The organism is Arthrospira sp. PCC 9901, assembly GCF_059013425.1.
This window is the reverse complement of record NZ_CP102296.1, coordinates 3,867,433-3,884,967: the sequence shown is the minus strand read 5'-3', so window position 1 is coordinate 3,884,967 and position 17,535 is coordinate 3,867,433. Positions and strand designations below refer to the sequence as shown.

20 protein-coding genes are annotated in these 17,535 nt (G+C 43.7%); 5 read left to right on the top strand and 15 right to left on the bottom strand.

What is annotated here, in order from left to right; all coding sequences use genetic code 11:
- Nucleotides 1-4: 4 nt before the first annotated feature.
- From NLZ44_RS17215 to NLZ44_RS17185, 7 genes are read right to left on the bottom strand one after another with little or no spacing between them, the layout of a single operon-like run.
- Entirely contained in the window at nt 5-1,165 is a 1,161-nt protein-coding gene (locus NLZ44_RS17215) for a U32 family peptidase (protein ID WP_008056387.1), read from the bottom strand.
- 14 nt (nt 1,166-1,179) lie between these two features.
- Entirely contained in the window at nt 1,180-2,430 is a 1,251-nt protein-coding gene (locus NLZ44_RS17210) for a U32 family peptidase (protein WP_493750569.1), read from the bottom strand.
- 14 nt (nt 2,431-2,444) lie between these two features.
- Nucleotides 2,445-3,737, bottom strand: a complete 1,293-nt coding sequence (locus NLZ44_RS17205) for an S-layer homology domain-containing protein (protein ID WP_493750568.1) — start codon at nt 3,735-3,737, stop codon at nt 2,445-2,447.
- A 50-nt stretch (nt 3,738-3,787) separates the two neighbouring features.
- Nucleotides 3,788-4,471 carry an SDR family oxidoreductase gene (locus tag NLZ44_RS17200; RefSeq protein WP_493753024.1) on the bottom strand — a complete coding sequence of 228 codons (684 nt, stop codon included), beginning with the start codon at nt 4,469-4,471 and terminating at the stop codon, nt 3,788-3,790.
- Between the two features lie 44 nt (nt 4,472-4,515).
- On the bottom strand, nt 4,516-5,694 hold the full coding sequence (gene bioF / locus NLZ44_RS17195) for an 8-amino-7-oxononanoate synthase (RefSeq protein WP_493750567.1): 1,179 nt from the start codon (nt 5,692-5,694) through the stop codon (nt 4,516-4,518).
- 28 nt (nt 5,695-5,722) lie between these two features.
- The gene (locus NLZ44_RS17190) at nt 5,723-5,941 is read right to left on the bottom strand and encodes a hypothetical protein (RefSeq protein ID WP_006622453.1); all 219 of its coding nucleotides are present in this window, start codon (nt 5,939-5,941) and stop codon (nt 5,723-5,725) included.
- Entirely contained in the window at nt 5,932-6,756 is an 825-nt protein-coding gene (locus NLZ44_RS17185; protein WP_493753023.1) for an ion transporter, read from the bottom strand. Before NLZ44_RS17185 ends, NLZ44_RS17190 begins: the two co-directional genes overlap by 10 nt.
- Here NLZ44_RS17185 and NLZ44_RS17180 point away from each other — a divergent pair.
- Nucleotides 6,692-6,826 (top strand): hypothetical protein, encoded by a 135-nt coding sequence (locus tag NLZ44_RS17180; RefSeq protein WP_493750566.1) that lies wholly within the window; start codon nt 6,692-6,694, stop codon nt 6,824-6,826. The genes NLZ44_RS17185 and NLZ44_RS17180 overlap by 65 nt on opposite strands.
- Nucleotides 6,827-6,923: 97 nt before the next feature.
- Here NLZ44_RS17180 and NLZ44_RS17175 read toward each other — a convergent pair whose 3' ends face one another.
- From NLZ44_RS17175 to NLZ44_RS17160, 4 genes are all read right to left on the bottom strand, one after another.
- Nucleotides 6,924-8,150 (bottom strand): HhoA/HhoB/HtrA family serine endopeptidase, encoded by a 1,227-nt coding sequence (locus NLZ44_RS17175; RefSeq protein ID WP_493750565.1) that lies wholly within the window; start codon nt 8,148-8,150, stop codon nt 6,924-6,926.
- A 33-nt stretch (nt 8,151-8,183) separates the two neighbouring features.
- Complete coding sequence (locus NLZ44_RS17170) at nt 8,184-8,453, bottom strand: hypothetical protein (protein WP_493750564.1); 270 nt, start codon at nt 8,451-8,453, stop codon at nt 8,184-8,186.
- A gap of 35 nt (nt 8,454-8,488) precedes the next feature.
- The gene (locus NLZ44_RS17165; protein ID WP_493750563.1) at nt 8,489-9,469 is read right to left on the bottom strand and encodes a DnaJ C-terminal domain-containing protein; all 981 of its coding nucleotides are present in this window, start codon (nt 9,467-9,469) and stop codon (nt 8,489-8,491) included.
- Nucleotides 9,470-9,662: 193 nt separating this feature from the next.
- On the bottom strand, nt 9,663-10,103 hold the full coding sequence (locus NLZ44_RS17160; RefSeq protein WP_493750562.1) for an Hsp20/alpha crystallin family protein: 441 nt from the start codon (nt 10,101-10,103) through the stop codon (nt 9,663-9,665).
- Nucleotides 10,104-10,415: 312 nt separating this feature from the next.
- Here NLZ44_RS17160 and NLZ44_RS17155 point away from each other — a divergent pair, with 312 nt between their 5' ends.
- Nucleotides 10,416-10,622: a hypothetical protein gene (locus NLZ44_RS17155; RefSeq protein ID WP_006622460.1), complete on the top strand. Its 207-nt coding sequence runs from the start codon at nt 10,416-10,418 to the stop codon at nt 10,620-10,622.
- Between the two features lie 87 nt (nt 10,623-10,709).
- Here the strand turns inward: NLZ44_RS17155 and msrB are convergent, their stop codons facing one another.
- Both msrB and NLZ44_RS17145 read right to left on the bottom strand, forming a co-directional pair.
- Complete coding sequence (gene msrB, locus NLZ44_RS17150) at nt 10,710-11,108, bottom strand: peptide-methionine (R)-S-oxide reductase MsrB (protein ID WP_008056400.1); 399 nt, start codon at nt 11,106-11,108, stop codon at nt 10,710-10,712.
- Nucleotides 11,109-11,166: 58 nt separating this feature from the next.
- Nucleotides 11,167-11,595: a DUF2996 domain-containing protein gene (locus NLZ44_RS17145; RefSeq protein WP_008056402.1), complete on the bottom strand. Its 429-nt coding sequence runs from the start codon at nt 11,593-11,595 to the stop codon at nt 11,167-11,169.
- Between the two features lie 459 nt (nt 11,596-12,054).
- Between NLZ44_RS17145 and NLZ44_RS17140 the strand changes: the two genes are divergently transcribed.
- Nucleotides 12,055-13,659 carry a cation:proton antiporter domain-containing protein gene (locus tag NLZ44_RS17140; protein WP_493750561.1) on the top strand — a complete coding sequence of 535 codons (1,605 nt, stop codon included), beginning with the start codon at nt 12,055-12,057 and terminating at the stop codon, nt 13,657-13,659.
- 56 nt (nt 13,660-13,715) lie between these two features.
- Here the strand turns inward: NLZ44_RS17140 and NLZ44_RS17135 are convergent, their stop codons facing one another.
- Both NLZ44_RS17135 and NLZ44_RS17130 read right to left on the bottom strand, forming a co-directional pair.
- On the bottom strand, nt 13,716-14,603 hold the full coding sequence (locus NLZ44_RS17135; protein ID WP_046319021.1) for a hypothetical protein: 888 nt from the start codon (nt 14,601-14,603) through the stop codon (nt 13,716-13,718).
- A gap of 34 nt (nt 14,604-14,637) precedes the next feature.
- The gene (locus NLZ44_RS17130; protein ID WP_493750560.1) at nt 14,638-15,141 is read right to left on the bottom strand and encodes a hypothetical protein; all 504 of its coding nucleotides are present in this window, start codon (nt 15,139-15,141) and stop codon (nt 14,638-14,640) included.
- A gap of 198 nt (nt 15,142-15,339) precedes the next feature.
- Between NLZ44_RS17130 and NLZ44_RS17125 the strand changes: the two genes are divergently transcribed.
- Both NLZ44_RS17125 and cysC read left to right on the top strand, forming a co-directional pair.
- The gene (locus NLZ44_RS17125; protein ID WP_493750559.1) at nt 15,340-16,731 is read left to right on the top strand and encodes an NAD-dependent malic enzyme; all 1,392 of its coding nucleotides are present in this window, start codon (nt 15,340-15,342) and stop codon (nt 16,729-16,731) included.
- A 218-nt stretch (nt 16,732-16,949) separates the two neighbouring features.
- On the top strand, nt 16,950-17,483 hold the full coding sequence (gene cysC, locus NLZ44_RS17120) for an adenylyl-sulfate kinase (RefSeq protein ID WP_046319043.1): 534 nt from the start codon (nt 16,950-16,952) through the stop codon (nt 17,481-17,483).
- The last annotated feature ends 52 nt before the right edge of the window (nt 17,484-17,535 follow it).

Sequence of the window (17,535 nt, the reverse complement as noted above, 5' to 3'; positions counted from 1 at the left end):
AGGATTAATTGCGTAAAATTAAACTACCTGGGGTAACTTTTTTAATCCAGTTGGTGATGATAATTTGGTCACGATCGCCTTTTGTGATTGGGTATCCTTGGAGATTTTTAAATGTCACAGTTTCAGGAATATTAACTTTTTCTCCGGTGGGAATTGCCACTTGATTAATTTCGGAGATATCAAAAGGACGTAGGACTTGGAAAACGATATATTTACCACTTTCTCCCCCCAAGGCTTCAGCGACACATAAATCATTGCGATAATGGGAAATTTTGGATTTTGACTTCATTCGGGAGAAAATAGAGGTAGTTCGATTAGCTTTAAAAAATGGCGATCGCGCTTCAGTCTGCCAATGGTTTTTAAGGGTTACTGGGTCGGTGAAAATTTGCTCACATATCTGGTCAATATCTGGGGCTAAATTACCATTTTTCCCGAAATGTCTGAGGTCTAGGCGCAGGGTATGTAAACCCGCCTTTTGTAGTCCCTCAAGTTGATCTAAAATAAACCAATCTTTATCTAAAAATAGAAAAGTTCCGTGGTGAGTTTCTACCGCTGGAAGGGGGCGATCGCCATTTTCTTCTGCCCTAGCTTTGACCTCAAGAAAACCTTGATTATTCTCCTCTGATATATGTTCAGCTAATAGCGATCGGGGTGAGTAAAAAAGCAAAATTCTCCCCACCCCCAAGACTTCACAGGGTACTGGTAATTTCTGGCAATATTCAATTAACTTATTTTCGGGAATTTCAATTGATAAAATCAGACGTTCTAAACATCCAGCGAACAGTTCACACCATCCTGTTAATGCCTCAAAATTATGATTTCCTGTCTCTACAATTAACTGAATAGGTAATTGGGGATAATGAACGATTAACCATTCTGCCGCGCCGGGATCACATACTCGAATAGCGGCAAAATTTAGGAGATCCCAATCACAGAGGCGATCGACAATTTGCATCATCACCCCTTCGGTCATTAAAATATCCCACACCAAAACCGGACGCAACCCCCGCTTTTTCGCCTCTTCCGCCAGAAAAAACACCTCTGGCGCGGTTAACTTTCCCTGTCTAGCTAATAAAAAAGGTTCTAATAAAACCTCCCTCAAATTAGCTACCCTAGCGCATCTATCTAAGTCCTCTAAACTACCCACAAAAGTATTAAATATCATCAATTATTCCCTAATTAACTACCAGTAACCATAGAGTATGGGGCTGCTATTTCTACTTTAGATGGAGATAATCTCAGCAAATGCAGTTGGTTAACCTGCGCCAATTCGGGGAATTTTGGAATACAAACAATACCATCTTTTCGCATAAAATTAATCTCCTCACCGACTACGGAAAATAAACGATTAACTTGATAATTAATAGGCTGACAATGGGGCAGGATAAACTCGACTTTATCTCCCACAGATAAAGGTTCTACCAATTTGATAGCGATCGCCTCTTCAGTCGTATCTAAAACCATCCCTAAATAATCATGAGTTCCGGTATTATTTCCGGCGGCTTGCTCAAAAACCGAACCCTCACCCGCCGCCGTTTCTAGGGAACCAGAAAAATAATCCCTGTGGGGAATTGACTGTAAATCTGCCACTATTTCCTGCAATAATTCCGGGGTTAACTCACCTTGAGAATAAGCATCAATCGCCCGACGATAGGCTTTACAAGTCATCGCTACATAAAAGGATGATTTCATCCGTCCTTCAATTTTTAGGGAACAAATGTGATGTTTGAAAAAATCACCGACCTGATAGATACCCCACAAATCTTTGGAGGACATAAACGTAATGGTAGAATCCTCAGAAGATAGTTGATAAGGAAGGCGACAAGATTGAATACATCCACCTCGGTTAGAATCCCGTCCGGCGGTATAATTAGAAATGGTACAATGTCCAGAATATGCCATACACATCGCCCCATGAATAAACATCTCAATTTCTAAGGGTGCTGCTTGGGGATTTTCGGCTGAGAATTTAGCCCGCATTTGACCCGCTTCGGTGATGCTAACTTCCCTACCTAAAATTAGGCGATCGACCCCAAATCTAGCCCAGAGTCTGGCTGCATATCCATTTAAACAGGAAGCCTGAGTTGATAGGTGAATTTTCAGATTAGAACAGTTTTTAATAACTCGCATAACTCCCAAATCGGAGACAATGACTGCATCCACATTGAGCTGTTCTAACAGTTGACAATAATCCCCAAATTCGCTAAAATCTTCATCATGGAGGAAAGCATTTAAAGTCACATAAACTTTAGCCCCCCGTTCATGGGCAAATGTGACACCCCTCTGTAATTCTTCGGGGCTAAAATTATCAGCCCTAGCTCGCAATCCATAATTTTGACCGCCTAGATAGACAGCATCTGCGCCATAGGTAATGGCAACTTGTAATCTTTCTAAATTCTTGGCTGGGGCTAATAGTTCTGGTTTCCACATAATCAAAAAACTGCTTAACTAACTGGTGTCTGATTAACTTCTAAAATCTCTCTAACGGTTCGCCCATCTCCTTGAAATCCAAAATACCATAAAGCTGTCGCTGCTTCCGCCCTGGTGACAGTTTTTTGCGGTTGAAATAGGGTAGTAAACCCAAACACTCGCCGAATATTAGCATTATCTCCGTTATCAAAATCTGCTAAAATCGCCCTGATGGCATTACTATTAATTTTGGAGGCATCCTGAAATCCCCAACGTTGTTCAACGGCATCTACAGTCCCTTGGGGTAAGCCTTGGCGGATATCTAAGGGGACTTTCCAAAGGATTAAATACTCGCGGGTTAAGGGGGCATCTGGGCGGAATTGAACGGCGGTAGTATCCCCAGATAAAGAACTAGGAATTAAGCCAGCTTCAGCTAATCCTTGAATTTCGGAATAATAGGGATGATTAGCGGGAACATCGGTAAATACAGGTTGACTACTAGAAATGGCTAAACGAATTTGTCTACCTGGAATATCAGCATAAATTTTATTGTTAGCTTGGACTAAAGCGCGGGCAAATTCTCCCCTGGTAATAGCTTGGTTAGGATTAGGAAAATTTTGCTCAAAAACACCTAGTTTGGCGACATCCATAGCAAACTGTTTTAATTCCTGGGGAATGTCGCCAGTTGTAGAAGGGGTGGGGGTAGGGGTGGGAGTAGTTTCAGGTTCTGGGGTAGGACTTGAAGTTGCGGCTGTAGGGTCAGGAGACTCTGGAGACTCGGAAGGGGTAGGTTGGGGTTGAGAGGCGATCGCTTCTGGGTCGCGAGAATAATCTATAGAAAACTTAGTTTTTCCCTCTAATACTTGGTCTAATTTCAGGTTAATTGTTACCTGTAAATCCTGTTTGGTCGCCACCAACAAACCATCACTTTCTTGGTCAGCATTGCTAACTATTTCCCAGCCATCTGATGCCAATCTATTTTGGTAGTAGGTTCTGACTAAATCAATGGGGTCGGTGGTTCGCCAAACTGTTGAGGTTTTTTGTGTATCGCTGGCGGCGAGGGTGACATCTTGTAAGTTGGAACCGGGATAAATGGCGATTTCCTGGGGGAAATTTTCGGGTAATTTCAGAAAATCATCGGGGGGTGAAATCGGTTGATTTTCGGTGGCAGCCGATTCCTGAAAAGGGGGATTTTCTTGGAGTTGTGAATCTGCTTCTAAAGATTGTTGTAAGGAGTCTCCTAGGGTACTGTTGGCACAACTACTTAATAGGGCAGTTATGCCGATGATGGGGATAAGTTTGATTAAATATTGGCTGATAATTTTCACGATTTTTGGTTCTAAATGGGTTGATAATTACTCAAAAAATGGCTGATAATTTAATTGGGAACAGTTACGGGAACCCCATTTTGTTTGGGGCTAAGTCCTAGAATAAAGGGAACTGCTTTTTTTACCCATTCCTGTGGGGAAGTAAAAGCTACTGCATCTTCCCCATAGCAAATTTCTAACATATCTGTGTGAATAATTCCCGGACTCATGGGAATGGCTGCTAACCCTGGGGGAAGTTCCTGGGCGAGGGCTTGGGTTAAACCTTCGATCGCCCATTTTGAGGTACAATAGGGGGCTACCTGGGGAGAAGTAGATCGCCCCCAACCGGAACTCAGATTAATGATGATACCGGTACCCCGTTTCATCATGGCGGGGACTAGATAGCGGATCACATTTGCTACTCCTTTAATATTGACATCAATTACCTGATTAAATTCATGGGGTGGCACTTCCCACAGGGGCGCAAGTGGATTAATTATAGCGGCGTTATTAATGACTATATCGGGGGCTGGATAATTTTTAAATAGGTGATTAATCCAATTTTCTACGGCTTGAGGTTCTTCGACATTAACTACTTGAAAATTATGGGGTTTTCCATATTTTTGGGTCAGCAGGTCTATGGGTTCCCGGGAACGGGCGCAACCAATAACGGTATGTCCTAAATCAATAAAACTCTCGGTCAAAACTCTACCTAAACCTCGACTTACTCCAGTAATTAAAATAATCTTACTCATCATTAACTCCTATTTAGCCATTAATTAGTGTAACAGATAATCGTTTAAATTGCCATAATAAACTCTATCAATTTGTCAATATGTTCTGGTTCATGGGTTGCCATTAAGGAAATCCGCAGCCTGCTGGTGGTGACGGTGGGGGGGCGAATGGCGGGGGCAAAAATTCCCTGCTGTTGTAATTTTTGGGCTACCTGTAAAGCGATCGCTGCATTTTTTAGGGGGTAGCATAAAATGGGGGAAGTAAAACTGGTAAAGCCGGAAAAATTGGGATTTTCAGAATTATCAATATTCTTTAATTTTGCCTGAATATTTGCCACATTTTCCCATAGTTTGGCGCGTCGTTGGGGTTCTTGTTGGACAATTTGAATTGCTGTTAAAGCGGCTGCTGTATCGGCTGGAGTTAAACCCGTTGTATAAATCCAACTAGGGGCGCGGTTTCGCAAAAAATCAATGGCTGTGGCTGAACCTGCTACATAACCTCCCAAACTTCCTAAAGCCTTACTTAGGGTTCCCATTTGTAACAGGGGAGTCCCGGTCAAATGGAAGTATTCGACACAACCCGCGCCATTTTTTCCAAAGACTCCGGTAGCGTGGGCTTCATCGACTAATAACATACTATCAAACTCTTGGGCGAGTTCTACTAATTGTGGTAGGGGGGATAAATCACCGTCCATACTAAACAGAGTGTCGGTAATAATTAGACCTCTGCGGTGTTGGTGGCGATGATTTTTTAACAGGTTGGTTAGGTGATTAATGTCGCTGTGGGGATAGTTAAAAACGGTCGCGCCGCTGAGTTTTGCCCCCATTTTTAAACTGGAGTGGTTATACTCATCAGATAGAATGATATCTCGCTGATTAACGAGGGCGCTAATAGTGCCAATATTAGCTAAATAACCGGAACTAAAAACTATGGCATCTTCAGTATTTTTGAGGTTGGCGATCGCCAATTCTAGCTGTCTGTGCAATTCCCGATGTCCGGTTAAAAGTCGCGAGCCAGTGGTTCCTGTCCCCCACTCACGGGTCGCATTCATGGCGGCTTCTATTAAACGTTTATCCCCTGCTAAACCCAAGTAATCATTACTGGCAAAATTGAGCATTTCTCGCCCATTTACAGTAATGATAGGACCGGGAAGACTAGCAATGGGTGTAACGGAACGATACCAATTAGCCTGGTGAATGGTATTGAGCGATCGCTGCATCCACCCATAAGCATCTTTAACCATAACTCGTTTTTTTAATCGGGGAAATTCATCAATGTTCAGAGGGGTTAATAGTATCGATATCCGCACTATTTCCGCGCACGGAAGGCAGTCTTTCCACTAATCCCATATCAAAGGCAATATCTGGCAACTCCCCCACCATATATTGTCCGGCTTGCCAAATGCGATTAGGGGTAAAACACATCTGGCGCAGTTCCACCACTTCCGTGGGTTCAAACATTTCCCTACACATTCTTCTTTCTAGTCCCATTCTTCTATAATCTCCTCTTTTTTGATTCGATGACGGGCGTGTTTTAGGTCATTACTATTAATCATTTTACCACAGTGGGGGCATATAAATGTAGTGACTTGATATTTTTGGGCTTTTCTTTCCTCAATGACCTCCGCAAAGCCAGAGGCGATAATACCTGCGGGAAGTGCAATAATACCAATACCAGTGATGGCGAGAACCGCCCCCAATAATCTCCCCCAGGGGGTAATGGGATAAACATCACCATAGCCAACGGTGGTCAATGTGACTACCGCCCACCACATGGCTAAAGGAATATTAGCAAACTGTTCTGGTTGGGCTTCATTTTCCAAAAAATAGATGATACTCCCGGAGAAAAATAACATAATTAGTACCATACCCAGAGTCATAATTAACTCTTCTTTTTTATTGTTTAAGACACTTTTAATCATGTTAAATGATTGGAGATATCGAGTCAGTTTAAAAAACCGCAAAAATCGAATCAAACGAAATAAACGCGCCGCCCTCATATCGGGAATCATCATCGGCAAGAAAAAGGGTAAAACTGCGATTAAATCAATTAAAGCCAAAGGGGTAAACATATATTTAATTCGTCCCCATAATGGATGCTTGTAATGTTCATCTATGGTACAAGACCACAGCCTTAAAAGATATTCGATGGTAAAGGACGCAATGGAAAAATATTCAAAGTTTTGGAATAAAACATAATATCTTTGTCTAAAATTAGCGACAGTAGCCAAAGAAACTGCGATGACATTGAGGACGATTAAAGTAATAATAAAAAAATCAAAAATTTTACTAAATGAATCATGGATAGTCCAGACTTCTAAAATGAGGAAAAGTCGTCTTTTGAATTTTGGTAGCATTATTCATAAACCCAGCTAATGTGATAACTTTATTATAAAACACGAAAAGTGGCGATCGCGTAATGATTACCCGATCGCCACTTTCACAATTGTCAACTTAGGGAATAGCCCCAGTCTTACCGACTCAAGTTAGCATCCTGTAGTTCCCCAGGACGCACCGCGATTTGTTCCGTAGCATTTCCTCGTCTAACTTCCAGTCTTAAAGGCTTCCCAATTTGGGCTTTTTCGACAACCTTCTGTAGCTGGTCTGCTTCAGTAATGGATTTACCATCAATTTTAGTCACCACATCACCGCGACGTAAACCGGCGTTGGCGGCTGGACTGTCAGGAATAACCTGAACTACCAAAACTCCATCAATTTCAGGAATCATCACCATGGAGTTAGGATCACTATTAAATTCCTGAGCTAATTCTGGTGTTAAAGTAATCATCCGAATACCAATAAAAGGATGAGGGATTCTTTCACCCCTGGCTAAATTGTCTTTAATAGCCTTAGCGGTATCAATAGGAATGGCAAAACCAATCCCTTGACCATCAGCGCGAATGGCTGTATTTATGCCAATTACTTCCCCTTGTTCATTTAACAAAGGTCCCCCAGAATTACCAGGGTTAATAGCCGCATCTGTTTGGATAAATTCTAGGCGTTTATCAGGGATTCCTACCTGAGAACTAGGGCGGTTTAAAGTGCTAACAATTCCTAAAGTCACGGTATTATCTAATCCGAGGGGATTACCAACAGCGATCGCCCAATCTCCTACCTGTACTTCCGCCGAATTTCCCAACTTAGCCACTGGTAAATTATTACCATTAATCTTAACCACCGCTAAGTCAGAAGGTTCATCAGCGCCTTTAACTTCTCCTTGAAATTGGCGACCATCTCGCAGGGTGACGGTAACTTTATCCGCACCTCGGACAACATGGGCGTTAGTTAAAATCATCCCATTACTGTCCACAATAAAACCCGAACCTTGTCCCCGTTGTTGATATTCCCGGGGAAATTGTGGCATATCTTCCCCAAAGAAACGCCGGAAAAATGGATCATCAAAAAAAGGTTGAGGAATATTAGTAGAAACAGTCCTTTCTGTATCCAATCGCACTACCGCCGGACCCACACGATTGACAGCATCGGAGACAAAATTTCCGACCCTTTGGGGGACACGCGCCACCGTTTCCGGTGGCGTATTTGATGCCATTACTACTTCCTGCTTAATGGTCGCCTGGGCTACAGGGGTTAACCAATCAGGAAACAATCGCAGGAATCCTAAAGTTAACCCTACACTCAACACAATGGCGATCGCATAACCGCCAAACTGACCAAAATTAGATCCTTTTTTGTCTTGCATTAACCAGTCTCCCAACAAGCATTTGATTATATTTTAGATTGCCGGCCACAAAATATCACTAGCTGTTTTAAACCAGCCATTCACCTTGCGCCATAACCTTTCTGGTCTATCATCTACCACCTCAGAGGCGATAGTTTCCACATCTATAACTGTGGCATTTTCCCAATCATCCCGTTCAAAATTCCGAATCGGACGGGTATAAGATGCCATATTTTCCGATTCAATTAATTTCCTTTTCACCCAGTCACGAACTTCTCCGGTTTGATTGATTACCAAATTTTCCCAGGTAGTTTGAGAGTTCATAGCTTCTCCTTTTAGTGAGTGGTTATACATCTTACTTAATTAAGCCAATTTTCTAGATTTTTGCGAGGGTTAAAACTGCTGATTTGTTGTAGTTCTTGGTATAGTTGTCGTTGGCGATCGCTTAAAGTTTTCGGTGCTACCACCTTGAGCCGCACAATCTGATCACCTTGTCCCCCTTTAGGAATCGGCCAACCCTTACCTCGCAGCCGCAGAGACTGTCCCGATGCCACCCCTGGGGGAACCTTCATTGTCACCTTACCCGAAGGGGTAGGAACCTGAATTTCCGCCCCTAAAACCGCCTCCTCTGGAGTAATTCCCACCTCACAAATTAAATCATTTCCATCAAACTGAAAAAACGGATGTGGTTCCAGTTCAACAGTCAAATATAAATCCCCTCTTTTTCCAGAAGTCGGACTAACTCCCCCCTTTCCTTTTAAGCGAATCCGACTATCAGGCTTCGCGCCTGGGGGAATTTTAACCTTAATTGTTTCTCCATCCAAGTTAAATTTCTTTTCCACCCCCTTAAAAGCCTCCGAAAAAGTCAGAGGCAATGTGGCCGTAAAATCGCGGGGCGGGACTTGTTCATAACCCCTACTACCGCCGCCAAAAAAGTCACCAAACTCATCAAAACCACTATAACCGCCACCATTGGGATAGCCGTAGGGCTGGCGAGGATTACCGCCAAACCTGCCTAGTAACTCATTAATAAAGTCATCAAAATTACCATATTGGTCAAAGTCAAAATCACCTACCCCTCCCGGTGGTGGTCCCGCACTAGAAGGGTCCCAATATTTCCCAAATTGATCATACTTCTGTCGTTTATCGCGATCGCCAAGAACCTCGTATGCTTCATTAATATCCTTAAATCTTTGTTCCGCAGTGCGATCGTTAGGATTCACATCAGGGTGATATTTCCGCGCTAAGTTCCGGTAGGCTTTTTTGATCTCCTGTTGACTGGCATTCTTATCCACCCCCAAAATCCCATAATAATCTTTATAGTTCATTTTAGATGACATCAGCAAGCACCTCCTTCTTAGCTTATCTACAAGATAACAAAATTGGGAATTGGGTTCAAAGCCAGATCACCTTTACTTCCCCATTCCCAACTATATTAACTCTTATATTAGCAGTCTAGTTGCTGGTTTGGTGGGTTCAGAGTACATATCAGCCAGCCAGATCAGCATTCACTTCACCTACATTGTAACTGATTTAAGCCAGATTGACCTTAACCACCCGATTTTTTTCTTCCTCAGCTTTAGGGAGAGTCAGGCTAAGAATGCCATCTTTATATTCTCCATGAACATTAGTATTTTGGACCCGAATTGGTAGAGGAATCACCCGGCGGAATTTACCATAGCGAAACTCACTGCGGGTTACTCCTTTTTCTTCCGTGTGTCTTTCTAATTTCCGTTCCCCACTGATAGCAATAGAATCCGCTGTTACCTGTACATCAATATCTTCGCGATTCATTCCGGGAACTTCTAATTTCAGATGTAAGGCTTCCGGCGTTTCCTCAAGTTCCGCTGGTGGTACAAATGCCGAACCCACATCTTCCGAAGTAGTAGTCAAGCTATCAAACAAGTGATTCATTTGACGTTGCAGAGTGTCAATTTCCCGGAAAGGTTCCCAACCAAAACGAACGAGTGCCATAATCTTTGCTCCTGTTTTATATCTTGGTTTACTGGAGGTTATCTCTTACCTCTTGTCTTACAGAATAGTCAATTTATCTTAGTTGTGGATTCGGTTTTAAACACTGAGAATATGGCAATAACCGAACTGCTTTAGTTTCCCTTTATGGTACGTTAAACCGTACCTTAATGGTCGTGAAAAGTGAACCCACCCCCATCATTCATTAATCCAGATATTACCCCTGTCTCAGTCTGATTTCCGACTTGCCTTGCCTTTTCCCCTCCAGCAGCGTTATATTTAGACAATCCACACTCTGAGGGTACTGAGGGTACTATGAAAATTTGGGTCAACGAACAGCTAGATCCCAATGGTATTGTCTATTCTTGCATTGCTTGTTGTGACGAAACTCAAGCTATGGAATGTCATGAGTCTTTCCAAAACAATCTCACCGAAACTCAAAAGCAAATGGGTTGGGTCGCCAAACTCCGCACTGTCGAGTCTTGGGATGATGTCCCTGTTAGCGCCTTAAAACTCAATTAGCACCCCCATCAAATTAAAATCCAGCCCCAAAGTACCGGGCTGGATTATCTAAATATTCTCCGTGATACTTCCTACAAACCCATTAACCTAGTCAGTCTTTTCAAAGTCTAGGGAAGCCGAATTCATGCAGTAACGCTTTCCTGTCGGTCTTGGTCCATCCTCAAAAACATGACCTAGGTGAGCATCACACTTAGCACAGAGTACCTCTACCCGGCGCATAAACAAACTATTATCCTGTTCATATCGGACACTATTTTCGGAAACCGGTTCCCAAAAACTTGGCCATCCCGTACCGGAATCATATTTGGTTTCTGAGGTGAATAACTCATTACCACAGCAAACACAACGATAAACACCCTTTTCTTTGTTATCGTAATATATGCCAGTAAAAGCGCGTTCAGTCCCCTTTTTCCGGGTGACTTTGAACTGTTCTGGTGTTAGCTGTTGCTTCCACTCTGCCTCAGTTTTTTGTACTTTCTCAACCATAAATGAGTCACTCCGATTTGTGTTCTCCCAAAGCCTAACTTAAAGCCTAACTTAAAACCTAATTCAACGCCAGCCATTTTTGAGCATTCAGGCGCTGAACCACCCCAAACACCAGCAAATCTAAAGTAATCCGGCGCTCATCTCCCAAAAATCCCTCGATCGCCGATGGTTGAGTACCATTAGCCGCCCAGGAAAAAAACTTTGGACCCTTAATATCTTCTTGGGGAAAGTAGATATTAAACTTCCGTGCGCCACCTTCCCAGCTTCCCGTCACCTGCCAACAATCTTCTGCAATTTGTAGGCTAGGCGGAAACTTAGCCTTGACTAATACCACATCGAGATCTGTAATTCCCTGTTCCTCCAGGGCTTTCTTAACCGCCGGAATATAATGATTTTCGATAAACTCTGGAAACGGCTTATCCTCCACTGCGGGGGGTTTCTCCTTTTTCGCCTTGGCGGCCGGTTTTTTCTTTTCTTCTTCTGACATCGATAGTTCCTGAGTTACAATTCACCCAAACGTATTCTATCGCTATTCGATCGCGATCGCCTTCCCACAACAAACCTCCCCACCTTCCACAACAGTCAATTTCCCCACCCTCAAATAATCACATCAGTTTTGCTAATCTATGCCCCTCCATCTATTTAATATTCCAAAGATTGTTAAGAATTAATACATTTTTATTGCTAATCTCTCGCAAAAAGTTGACGAGATTCTGGGGGTTATGGTATCCTCAGATAAATCGCATCCAAGGGTTTCCTGTGTCTTGATGCCAAAATAGAGGCTACAACCCTGATTATATCGTCGCCTAAATTATTCTCTCACCACAAGTTAAAATTCACGATGCACGAGTTTTGAAGCCAAAAGCGATCGCCATTTTCTGAGATGTTGACAAAATCGACATTATGTGCATAGGATGCAATTTTCCGCAGTGAGGGAATTTAAAGGATGTTAGCGAGTGCGATACTAATCCTAGTGATGGGTTTTTTTGCTGGGGAACTTGCCCGCCGATTAGGTGCGCCGCCTCTAATTGGGATGATTGGGATTGGCATGATCATGGGTAAGGAATTTGGCAACTTAATTAGTCCAGAAGTCCTAGGGGCTGCCGATGATCTGCGACTGGTAGCCGTAATGATCATTTTAATGAAAGCAGGTCTAGGACTCGATCGCTCTAAACTAGCGCAACAAGGAACAGTCGCCCTCCGGCTAGGATTTTTCCCCGCAGCCATAGAAGCCTTAGTAGTAGCGATCGCCTCAATGTTCCTATTCAATTTTGACTTCATGACAGGTCTACTATTAGGCTGCGTAGTCGGCGCAGAGTCACCCGCCGTTATTGTCCCCGGAATGTTGCGCCTAAAAAGCCTAGGCTGGGGTGTGACCAAAGGCATTCCCGACGCGATTTTAACAGGTAGCGCCTTATCAGATGTCCTGCTATTATTAGTATTTAGCCTACTGCTAAACTTCCTGAGTTCAGGAAGTACAGAAGCCATTAACCTAGGGTTCATCAGCCTATCATCCTTACAAATTCTACCATTCCAAGTAATCCTAGAAATCGTCCTAGGATTAGTAGCCGGTTTCCTAGGCGCGCGATTATTAGTATTTGTATTAGTCAAGCAGACCTGGACGCGCAACGTAGTTCAAGACATAATCATCGTCGCCAGTTTAGGACTGTTTCTGGTAATTTTCAGCAACACCTTTCCCTACTACTCCGGCTATCTAGCCGTCATGGCGATGGGATTCTTTTTAATCGAATTTGATGCCCCCCTAGCGCGATTAATCCGCAATGGTTTTGATGTATTGTGGATAGTAGCGGAAATTGTTTTATTTGTAATCATGGGGGCTACCATTCAGTTACAGGTTTTAGGGGATGTTTTATTACCGGGTTTATTATTAATAGTAATTGGTCTGGTAATAGGTAGAGGAATAGGCTGGTATTTATCGACATTAGGGAGTAATTGGAATCGCCAAGAAAAGCTGTTTTTATTGCCGGGAAATATGGCAAAAGCCACCGTACAAGCGGCTATTGGTGCTTTACCTTTGGCGGCGGGAATTGAGGGCGGGGAAATAATTTTAGCGATCGCCGCCTTATCAATTCTAGTAACCGCCCCCTTGGGCGCTTGGTCTACCCAAGTATTTGCGCCGAAACTCTTAGAAAGGGGAGAAGTAGACCCCACCAAAGTAGCCGTTAAAGGTCATCCAGTTTTATTAGCTGCTGTAGACCCGTCACCCCTATCAACTTCCGTATTGCTAAAAGCCGCCGACCTAGCGCGGCGCAGCCATGGTAAAATCATCGTTTTATATGTAGATAATGTCGGAGACGAACCGGGAAGATTACAACTAGAAAAACAAGCGCACCAACTTCTAGCAGATATCCGCTTTGAATTTCTGGTATTATCAGGATTAGTACCGGAAACCATTGTCAAGACCGCCGCCAGTCGCGGGGTGACTGATGTAGTAATTGGTACCAAATCCATGAACGGTAAAAAGGTGATGGTTAACTCAGTCTCTCAAGCCGTTTTAGAGATAAGTACAATTCCGGTAATTACCGTATAAGGAAACCAGAGCAAGTAGAGACAAGGCGGGTGTCTTATCTCTACAATTGGGTAGTGTTAAATCTCAGCGTAAGCACGTTCAATTAAACGTCGCGCCAGAGTTTGAATACCGGTATGAGTGTAGTAGTTAGTGGTCATGTCGAGGAAAGCCGCCACATAATCCAACTTATCGTCAGCGATATCGACAAAACTCTGAAGGTTGCTAACCACCTTAGAAGGTGTCAAATCATGATCGCTGACAAAACCACTCATCCAACCTGTGACGGAATTAAAACTGTCCTGAACAAAATGCAGCTTTCCGTCTGGGTCTCCCCCAGGAATCATGGGATTAATCCGTTTAAAACCCTCACTTTTCTCCAATTCAGAGGGAGTCAAATTCTCAATAATACTCAACCCCTTTTGAATAAAATCGGGACCCAAAGGGATTAACCCATCCAAACAGACCAAAGCCGCCATACGCATGATAGACTCGCCGCCATAGTTAGCGAGAGAGGCGACAAAATCGCCGATACTATCCCCAGGAATGCCATTAATTTGGCAAAAGGCGACCAATTCAGTGACCACCTTTAAAGATAAATCGATCGCCTGTGCTTTATCAGCTTTGGGGGTCAAGTTCCCCAGGAAACCAAGAAAACTGACATTCTGGCTAATTTTATTAGCCAGCGCCGCCGTCCCTAAAGCCGTCCCCGCACTGTCAATAGTTTGATATAGCCAAAGTGCGCGCTGGTAGCCCTGAGATTTATCATTATAAAGCCAGAGGGCGCGTTCACTGATATCCTGAATCAGACCCGGATCATCCTCGCCAGTGATAGTTTTAACGGTATTTTCAAAACCTACCAAATTATCCCACTGACCAGGAACTGCAAAATCTAGCCCCCGCAACACCATTACAGTTATCCCACCAGTAGGGAGTTCATCAACCAATTCAATAATAGACTTACTCACAATTCAGACTCCTTGCTCCCAAAAACTTGACAGATTAACGCAATTGTGCTATACCAGAGAGATTAAAATTTTGTAGCCAGACTTCGCGATCGCTGGGAGTAAAAGACTCAGAACTAGATTGAACCTTAACCTGAAAGCGATCGCCTACCAGTAGCGCCGTAGTGTTTCTACCCTGAGTAACTGCGGGATATCCACCAATTCTCTGGGTAGACTCCTGAAACTTGCGGGCGGCGCTAGGGTTATTAGCCAAATCATTAATCGATAGCAGCGCCAGAGCATCACCACCGCGAGAAAGTTGCGCTTGAGCAAATCCCTCTTTTTCTTGGCGGAAAGTAACACTATAACCATCGGCACTCCTAGGGAAATATCGGTTAAACTGACCCCCAGGGAGAGGTTGAGCATCTGCGACCTGTTGAACCGCCCCGGTAGTACCAGTATCAGGTGTGCTAGTGGTTAGATCTCCGCAGCCGGAAACCAGCACCGATAAACTGAGGACAACCGCGCAGACTAACTTGGGAAAATAGTTAATTTTGATCATGGTTCCCCATTTGTGGAAGGACAGCGAATGGGACATTAGCCAAAAAGCTAATCTGATTTTATGCTATCGGTGAACTACACAGGCATTATCTGGCTTTCCTGACTCAATGATGATTAAGTGAACTTGTATCAAACGAGATATCGAGATTTTCTCATAGCAAGCTAAAATCTACGGTTTAACTTCTATGGTTATTGCAGCATGGTCAATCTCACACCGAATCCAAGTTTTAGTGTCACCCTGCGCTTACAATTGCCCAATAGAGCGGGTAAGCTGGCCAGTGTTGTTCAGGCGATCGCCAATACTGGGGGCAATATGGGTCCGATTGATCTGATCGAACAAACTCTCCATACCACCGTCAGGGAGTTCACCGTTGATGCTTCGAGTACAGAACACGCCGAGGAAATTATCGAATCGGTCAAAAATCTGCCAGATTCAAAGCTGCTGGAAGTTTACGATCGCACTTTTAACCTACATCGCAGCGGCAAAATTAGCATTAATAGCAAAATTCCCCTCAAATCCCAAAGCGACCTAGCCATGGCTTATACTCCCGGTGTGGGTCGCATTTGTCGGGCGATCGCCGATGACCCGGAACAGGTCTACAACCTCACCATTAAACAAAATACCGTGGCTATTGTCACTGATGGTAGCGCCGTTTTGGGTCTGGGTAATTTGGGACCCGGAGGGGCTTTACCTGTCATGGAAGGTAAGGCTATGCTGTTCAAGGAATTTGCCGATATTGATGCGTTTCCCATCTGTCTGGATACTCAAGACCCTGATGCCATTGTGGAAACAGTCAAAAATATCGCCCCGGTGTTTGGTGGCATAAATTTAGAGGATATCGCCGCCCCTCGCTGTTTTGAGATTGAAGCGCGACTCCGAGAAATTCTCGATATTCCCATATTTCACGATGACCAGCATGGTACGGCTATTGTCAGTTTAGCTGCTTTAATCAATGCCCTGAAGTTGGTTAACAAACCCATAGAGGAGGTCAAGATTGTTTTAAATGGGGCCGGGGCTGCGGGAATTGCGATCGCCCGACTTCTCAAAAAAGCCGGGGCTACTCAAATTATGATGTGTGATTCTCGCGGCATTATCTCCAAAGGGCGATCGGACCTCACCCCCCAAAAACAAGAATTTGCTGTCGAGTTATCTGGAACTATTACTAATGCCATGAAAGGGGCTGATGTGTTTATGGGGATCAGTGTTCCCGGTGTGATCACCAGGGAAATGGTTAAATCTATGGCTAGTGATCCCATTGTATTTGCTATGGCTAACCCCATTCCCGAAATTCAGCCAGAATTAATCACTAATGATGTGGCGGTGATTGCTACCGGACGCAGTGATTATGCTAATCAAATTAATAATGTTTTGGCATTTCCTGGCATTTTCCGGGGCGCTTTGGACTGTCGGGCTTCCAGCCTCACTATGAGTATGTATTTGGAAGCGGCGGCGGCGATCGCTGCTTTGGTGACAGCTAATGAGTTGAGTCCTGAGAATATTGTGCCGTCCGTTTTTGATAAGCGTGTGGCGATCGCTGTAGCTGCAGCCGTCTCCCATACTGCGCGCCAAGAAGGAATTGCTCGCCGTTAGGGTTGAACTATTGGGGGAATTTTCCCCCACCCCTACTCACCATTCCCCAAATTGACATAAACAACCGCTCACAGGCTGGCCAACCTGTTTAATTTCATGATCAAAATGTCAACAACTACTCTATTATATTGGGCGGGGAGTTTTTTAGAGGCTCCACCTCTATGAGAAGGGGCGCAGATTTTAGCTCAATTATAATGTTGACAGGAGAAACTCAATCAATGGAGCAAAGAGGTGTAACAGTCTGGTTTACAGGCTTGAGTGGCGCGGGGAAAACCACCATTAGCCAAGCTGTAGCCGAAAAGCTGAAATCTCAGGGATACAAATTAGAAATTTTAGATGGGGATATAGTCCGCACTAACTTAACTAAAGGCTTAGGGTTTAGCAAAGAAGACCGCGATGAGAATATTCGCCGCATTGGCTTTGTTTCTCATTTATTAACTCGCAACGGTGTGATTGTATTTGTTTCCGCAATTTCTCCCTATCGAGAAATTCGTGAGGAAGTCCGTCAACGGATTGGTGATTTTGTCGAAGTCTTTGTTAATGCACCCTTAAATGTTTGTGAAGAAAGGGATGTGAAAGGACTGTATCAACGGGCTAGGGCTGGCGAAATTAAAGGCTTTACTGGTATTGATGACCCCTACGAACCTCCCCTAAATCCTGAGATTGAATGTCGCACCGACCTCGAAGAACTTTCGGAAAGTGTTGATAAGGTGATTCAAAGTTTACAAAAATTGGGTTATTTAGGAGCTTGAATAAATCACGATTATCAGGTAGGTAACAGAGACTAATCCGGCGCTGAGGGGA

Bases quoted from the DNA above. Each gene is read 5' to 3' on its own strand.
- NLZ44_RS17170 (WP_493750564.1), bottom strand. From the start codon at position 8,453: ATGAACTCTCAAACTACCTGGGAAAATTTGGTAATCAATCAAACCGGA.
- bioF (WP_493750567.1), bottom strand. From the start codon at position 5,694: ATGGTTAAAGATGCTTATGGGTGGATGCAGCGATCGCTCAATACCATT.
- NLZ44_RS17180 (WP_493750566.1), top strand. From the start codon at position 6,692: ATGACATTGAGGACGATTAAAGTAATAATAAAAAAATCAAAAATTTTA.
- cysC (WP_046319043.1), top strand. From the start codon at position 16,950: ATGGAGCAAAGAGGTGTAACAGTCTGGTTTACAGGCTTGAGTGGCGCG.
- NLZ44_RS17125 (WP_493750559.1), top strand. From the start codon at position 15,340: ATGGTCAATCTCACACCGAATCCAAGTTTTAGTGTCACCCTGCGCTTA.
- NLZ44_RS17200 (WP_493753024.1), bottom strand. From the start codon at position 4,471: ATGAGTAAGATTATTTTAATTACTGGAGTAAGTCGAGGTTTAGGTAGA.
- NLZ44_RS17210 (WP_493750569.1), bottom strand. From the start codon at position 2,430: ATGTGGAAACCAGAACTATTAGCCCCAGCCAAGAATTTAGAAAGATTA.
- NLZ44_RS17190 (WP_006622453.1), bottom strand. From the start codon at position 5,941: ATGGGACTAGAAAGAAGAATGTGTAGGGAAATGTTTGAACCCACGGAA.
- msrB (WP_008056400.1), bottom strand. From the start codon at position 11,108: ATGGTTGAGAAAGTACAAAAAACTGAGGCAGAGTGGAAGCAACAGCTA.
- NLZ44_RS17215 (WP_008056387.1), bottom strand. From the start codon at position 1,165: ATGATATTTAATACTTTTGTGGGTAGTTTAGAGGACTTAGATAGATGC.
- NLZ44_RS17130 (WP_493750560.1), bottom strand. From the start codon at position 15,141: ATGATCAAAATTAACTATTTTCCCAAGTTAGTCTGCGCGGTTGTCCTC.
- NLZ44_RS17155 (WP_006622460.1), top strand. From the start codon at position 10,416: ATGAAAATTTGGGTCAACGAACAGCTAGATCCCAATGGTATTGTCTAT.
- NLZ44_RS17140 (WP_493750561.1), top strand. From the start codon at position 12,055: ATGTTAGCGAGTGCGATACTAATCCTAGTGATGGGTTTTTTTGCTGGG.
- NLZ44_RS17160 (WP_493750562.1), bottom strand. From the start codon at position 10,103: ATGGCACTCGTTCGTTTTGGTTGGGAACCTTTCCGGGAAATTGACACT.
- NLZ44_RS17175 (WP_493750565.1), bottom strand. From the start codon at position 8,150: ATGCAAGACAAAAAAGGATCTAATTTTGGTCAGTTTGGCGGTTATGCG.
- NLZ44_RS17165 (WP_493750563.1), bottom strand. From the start codon at position 9,469: ATGTCATCTAAAATGAACTATAAAGATTATTATGGGATTTTGGGGGTG.
- NLZ44_RS17145 (WP_008056402.1), bottom strand. From the start codon at position 11,595: ATGTCAGAAGAAGAAAAGAAAAAACCGGCCGCCAAGGCGAAAAAGGAG.